We start from the raw sequence: 5529 nt of genomic DNA, 5'->3' as shown, positions 1-5529 counted from the left end.
GAAAAGAGGTAATAGAAAAGAGTCCGATTTGTATTAAAGATTTCCATTAAGAACAAACGTTTTTCCAAATCATTGGCTTTTGTTTGCATTTGTGCATAAGTTTGCGCCGCTTGTTCTTCAATCGTTTGAACATACGGTGGCAGTAAACCAATAAGGCCTAGTTCCTTCCGCTCCTCTAATGTAAAGGCAGTACCTTTATTGAGGAAAGGATTGTTTAAAATATCATGTGCAGTCATAGTGCAACCTCCTTTTTACTTCTATTATACCACTTAAAACGAATCGTTTAGAAAACTTTGTCGTTTAAAAAATACAATTGTGTACGCATATGTTATAATGAGTCTACGAGAACAATTTTCTAATAAGCTATTTTATACTTAAAACACTATTATTGATGACAATTTAAGTTGTTTTATAAATTTCTGAACTCATCAAACCCTCGACAATTACTCTTTACTAAAAGTTTCGAGTATAACAAAATAATATTTTTCAGTCAAGTTAATTGGAAAAAGCAATAAAATATGGTAAAATGTAATGAAAAACAAAAATAACGAAATATAAATAATAAAATGCTTAATTTAGATTTAATAATTCGAAAGGTGGCTTAAAATATGGATTTTACAAAAGTCAAAGAAAATGAGGAAAAAGCAATTTTAGAAAAAAGAGAAATTGTTAAAAAGGATTTTTGGCGACAAAAATATCATATTCAAGGAATTGTGGGGTTAATTAACGATCCAAACGGATTTTCGCAGTTTAAAGGGAAATATCATATGTTTTATCAATGGAATCCATTAGGAACCAATCATAAAAATAAGACATGGGCTCATAGTGTAAGTGATGACTTATTACATTGGAAAAGGTTGAAAACGGCTTTACGTCCTGATACCTGTTATTCTAAAGATGGGGTTTATTCTGGGAGTGCGATTGTAGATGATGAAAAACTTTATTTATTTTATACAGGAAATGTGAAAGATTGTGATGGGAATAGAGAATCTTACCAATGCTTAGCAGTTTCAAGCGATGGAGAAAATTTCGAAAGATGGGATCCAAGCATTGTAAATCAGCCTAACGGGTACACTCGACATATAAGAGATCCAAAAATTTGGAAAAAAGATGGGAAATTTTATGCAGTAATTGGTATTCAAAGTGAAGATTTGGAAGGAAAAGCAGTTTTATACAGTTCAGAAAATATAAAGGACTGGAAGTTTGAAGGGGAAATTGCAGGAGCAAATCACGGAAAACTTAAAGATTTTGGATTTATGTGGGAATGTCCTGATTACTTTCAGTTAAAAGATGAAAAAACAGGAGAAGTTAAAGATTTATTAGTATTTTCACCACAAGGATTGGAGCCGGAAGGAGATTTATACAACAACAAATATCAGACAGGATATTTATTTGGGAAATTAGATTATAAAAAACCTGAATTTGAAATTTCATCAGATTTTGTCGAAATTGACAGAGGAAATGACTTTTATGCACCACAGTCAATGGAAGATGATAAAGGGAGAAGACTTATCGTAGGCTGGATGGGAATTCCAGAAGAAGAAGATTTTCCAACTGTAAAAAGTGAATGGCTTCACTGCCTAACTTTACCAAGAGAACTTAAAGTAATAGATGGAAAACTTTATCAAGTGCCTATAAAGGAAATGGAAAGTATCCGTGGAGAAAAAATTGAGTTTAGTGGAAAAATGACTGGAGAAGTGAAAGTTGGAACAGGAGCAACTTATGAATTAAAAGCTAAATTTACTGATTTTAATTCTGATTTTGGATTAAAATTACGAACTGGTAAAAATAGTGAAACAATTTTAAAATTTGATTATAACGATAAAAAATTTGTACTAGACAGAACAAAAGGTGAACAAGCTGATAAAAGATTAAGAAAAGTTTATCTTGGAAATATTTCGGAATTGGAACTTACTGTGTTTGTAGATAATTCTTCTGTGGAAGTGTTTATTAACGACGGACAGGAAGTATTTTCATCAAGAATATTCCCTGAGAAAGATGCGAACGGAATAATCGTTTTTGCTGATAAAGATGTAAATGTGGAAATAGAAAAATGGGAATGGAAATAAAGTTATGGCGAAAGAAATATATAAATGTGTTTAGTCGTTTTTATTCCAAAGAAATCACGACATTTTAATTCTAGTGCAACAGATTGTTAAATAAATTTCAAGCAAAATTTCGTTAAAGAAAAAATAACTGTTTGAGATTTTGGAATAAATTTTAAATAGTATTTAGTTAATCGTATAAAAATAACCTTTATTCAAAATCGAGTTTTATTTTTTCTTTATAAGAAAGTTTTGCGTAAAGCGTGGGTGCAGGGAGATGGCGTTTGATCTCCCTGCTTAGAAAAACTTATGATAAATAAAAAAAAGAAAAAATGATTAATAATCAAAAAACTTGGATTACCATTTATTAATAAGATAGATTGTATAATATATTTGAAATAAAAAAAAGAAAAATAAGGAGAAAAAAATGCTGATTTCGTTGAACTGGTTAAAGCAGTATATAGATTTAGATGGAATAGAAATAAATGAAATGGAGAATGCCCTTACTATGATTGGGCAGGAAGTGGAAAAAATCGAGGTGCTGGGGGAAAACTTGGAAAATGTTGTAACAGCACATATTGTTGAAAAGGAGATGCATCCTGATTCGGATCATTTGACGATTTGTAAAGTAGATAATGGGAAGGAAATTTTGCAGGTTGTTTGTGGTGCGTCTAATCATAAGGCTGGAGATAAGGTTGTTTTAGCACAGGTTGGAGCAAAACTAGCTGAAGACTTTGTTATTAAAAAAGGGAAAATAAGAGGTGTGGAATCAAATGGAATGCTTTGTTCAGAAGAAGAACTGAATATTGGTAAGGATTCTGACGGGATTATGATTTTACCTCAAGATACACCTGCTGGAATACCAATGAAGGAATATTTGGGAATTAATGATACTGTGTTCGAGTTGGAAATTACGCCAAATCGTCCTGACTGTTTATCGCATATTGGGATTGCAAGAGAACTGGGGGCTTATTACGGGAAAGAAGTAAAATATCCTAGTTTTGTGATAAATACTGAAAGTAGCGAAAAAACGGCTGACAATATTTCAGTTGAAATTGCAGACAGCAATTTGGCAAAAAGATATGTGGCTAGAATTATTAAAAATGTAACGGTTAAGGAAAGTCCAAAATGGCTTAAGGAAAGAGTAGAATCTATTGGAATTAGAAGTATTAATAATATTGTAGATGCTTCAAATTTTGTTATGATGGAACTTAATCAGCCTAATCATGCTTTTGACCTTGATAAAATTGAAGGTGGAAAGATTGTTGTGAGAGCAGGGCTTGAAAATGAAAAACTGGTTACGCTTGATGAACAGGAAAGAGAATTAAATAGTGATGATATCGTAATTTCGGATGGAGTGAAAGCTGTAGCACTTGGTGGTGTAATGGGCGGAGAAAATTCACAAATTACTGAAAATACAAAAAATATCCTTCTGGAAGTGGCAAACTTTAACTCGCAAAATGTGAGAAAAACTTCAAGAAGATTGACTTTATCAAGTGATTCTTCATATAGATTTGAAAGAAGAGTGGATGAGGAAAATGCGATTAATGTGATAAATAGACTTGCGAATTTGATTCAGGAAGTAGCAGGTGGAGAAATATTGGCTGGAGCTGTTGACAATTATCCTGTTCCTTATGAGAAAAAATCTGCTGAACTTAATTTTGAAAGATTGAACCGTTTCGTTGGGAAAGTAATTCCTCGTGAAACTGTTATTGGAATTTTAACTAGACTTGAAATCGAAGTTGTGGATAATGGAGAAACTTTGACATTAACTGCACCAAGTTACCGTGATGATTTGGAAAATGAGCAAGACTACTTTGAAGAAATCATCAGAATGTATGGTTTTGACAATATTGAAAATATTTTACCAAAACTAGATATTAGTGAACAGCCAGTTATTGACACAACAAAACTTTCTACGCAAGTAAAACTTATTGCAGCAAATGCAGGACTTAAAGAAGTTATCAACTACAGCTTTGTTCCAAAAGATGCGATGGAAAAAATAAAATACACAGTAGCACAGGAAAAACTGATTGACGTGCTAAAACCAATTACAGAGGATTTTGTAACATTGCGTCCGACATTGCTTTACAGCCTTATCAAAAACGCAAAGGACAATATTAACAGAAATGTTGCAAATATCAGATTCTTTGAAGTAAGCAGAACTTTTGAAAAAGCTGAAGAATTGGCAAAAGAAGAAGTGAAATTGGGAATAATTCTGGCTGGAGAAAATGACAAGACATTGTGGAATCCAAAACCTGTTCCTTACGATTTTTACGATTTGAAGGGGATTGTAGAAGAAATCTTTACACAGCTTAAATTTAATAACTATATGATAAAACGTTCTGAGCAAAGCCAGTTCCACCCTGGACGTTCAGTTGATGTATTTGTGGGACGTGAATTGATCGGAAGTTTTGGAGAAATTCATCCAGATGTGCTGGAAAACTTTGACTTAGGGAAAACATCAGTTCTAGTTGGAGAATTTAACATTGACTTGATTCAGAAATATATCGGTAAAAAGGTAAATTATCAAGGAATTGTAAAATATCCAGCTGTGCCAAGAGATTTTGCATTCGTTATGAAGGAAGAAATCCTAGTTGGAGATGTATTAAAAACAATCCAGAAAGTTGACAAGAAAATAGAAAAAGTGGAACTATTCGATATTTATCAAGGTGTCGGAGTACTGCCAGGAATGAAGAGTGTGGCAATTAGCGTAGTTCTAAGAGATAAGAGCAAAACACTGGAAGAAAAAGAAATTGTAGACATTTCCAATAAAATTGTGGCTAAGGTTGAGAAGGATTATGGTGCGGTTTTAAGACAGTAAGAATATAAAAAAGGGGGAAATTGAGGTGTTAAAAATAGTAACATTGCCATTTAATGATAAAATGGAGGAATTTGAGCAGGAAAAACTGGAAAAAGTGTTAAAAGATGTTCAAATTGTGAAATATCAGGCTGAACTGGTGAAAATTGAGGGGAAATATTACTGGACGGCTTTTGTTGAATGTGAAAAAACAGATAAATTTAATAAAAATTCTGGAAAAGATAATTTTACACAAGATGTAAAAGAATTTAAAGATGCTAACCCAAATTATATGGAGTATCTGACAGAAGATGAAATGGAACTGTACAAGATATTAAAGGAATGGCGGGCAGGAGAAGCACAGCTGTTGGGCTATCCACCATATATTATTGCTTCAAACCAGCTTTTGGCGAATATTGCAAAAACTAATCCTAAAAATATGGAAGAACTTTCGCAGTTAAAGGGAATGGGGAAGCGTAAAATCAGGGATTACGGAGAAGAAATTTTACTGATTTTGGAAAATTTTTATGATATAAAAAGTTGAGCTTTTAAGATATTAGAATTTTTTTAATAAAATTGGCTGTTTCATAAAATAAACCTTATGAGACAGCCTTTTTTATCTAATCAGATTTTTCACTTATAATATGAAATTCAAATATTTGAAATAATATTATACGAAAATTC

At 32.2% G+C, this 5529-nt stretch carries 3 protein-coding genes and 1 pseudogene; 3 read left to right on the top strand and 1 reads right to left on the bottom strand.

All coding sequences use genetic code 11. The features are described 5' to 3' along the window. Positions 1 to 236: pseudogene (locus Q0370_RS00155) on the bottom strand (NAD-dependent malic enzyme); the annotation flags it as partial. 372 nt (positions 237 to 608) lie between these two features. Between Q0370_RS00155 and Q0370_RS00150 the strand changes: the two are divergent. From Q0370_RS00150 to Q0370_RS00140, 3 genes are all read left to right on the top strand, one after another. Continuing rightward, complete coding sequence (locus tag Q0370_RS00150; RefSeq protein ID WP_299570447.1) at positions 609 to 2069, top strand: sucrose-6-phosphate hydrolase; 1461 nt, start codon at positions 609 to 611, stop codon at positions 2067 to 2069. A gap of 403 nt (positions 2070 to 2472) precedes the next feature. After that, positions 2473 to 4869 carry a phenylalanine--tRNA ligase subunit beta gene (gene pheT, locus Q0370_RS00145; protein ID WP_299570445.1) on the top strand — a complete coding sequence of 799 codons (2397 nt, stop codon included), beginning with the start codon at positions 2473 to 2475 and terminating at the stop codon, positions 4867 to 4869. 25 nt (positions 4870 to 4894) lie between these two features. Further along, positions 4895 to 5389, top strand: a complete 495-nt coding sequence (locus Q0370_RS00140; protein ID WP_299570442.1) for an HRDC domain-containing protein — start codon at positions 4895 to 4897, stop codon at positions 5387 to 5389. Positions 5390 to 5529: the final 140 nt, after the last annotated feature.

This window comes from uncultured Leptotrichia sp., from assembly GCF_938036635.1.
Taxonomy (GTDB): domain Bacteria; phylum Fusobacteriota; class Fusobacteriia; order Fusobacteriales; family Leptotrichiaceae; genus Leptotrichia; species Leptotrichia hongkongensis.
This window is presented reverse-complemented; position numbering and strand designations above follow the sequence as displayed.

Coding starts and splice junctions, on each gene's coding strand:
- Q0370_RS00150 (WP_299570447.1), top strand. CDS start 609: ATGGATTTTACAAAAGTCAAAGAAAATGAGGAAAAAGCAATTTTAGAA.
- pheT (WP_299570445.1), top strand. CDS start 2,473: ATGCTGATTTCGTTGAACTGGTTAAAGCAGTATATAGATTTAGATGGA.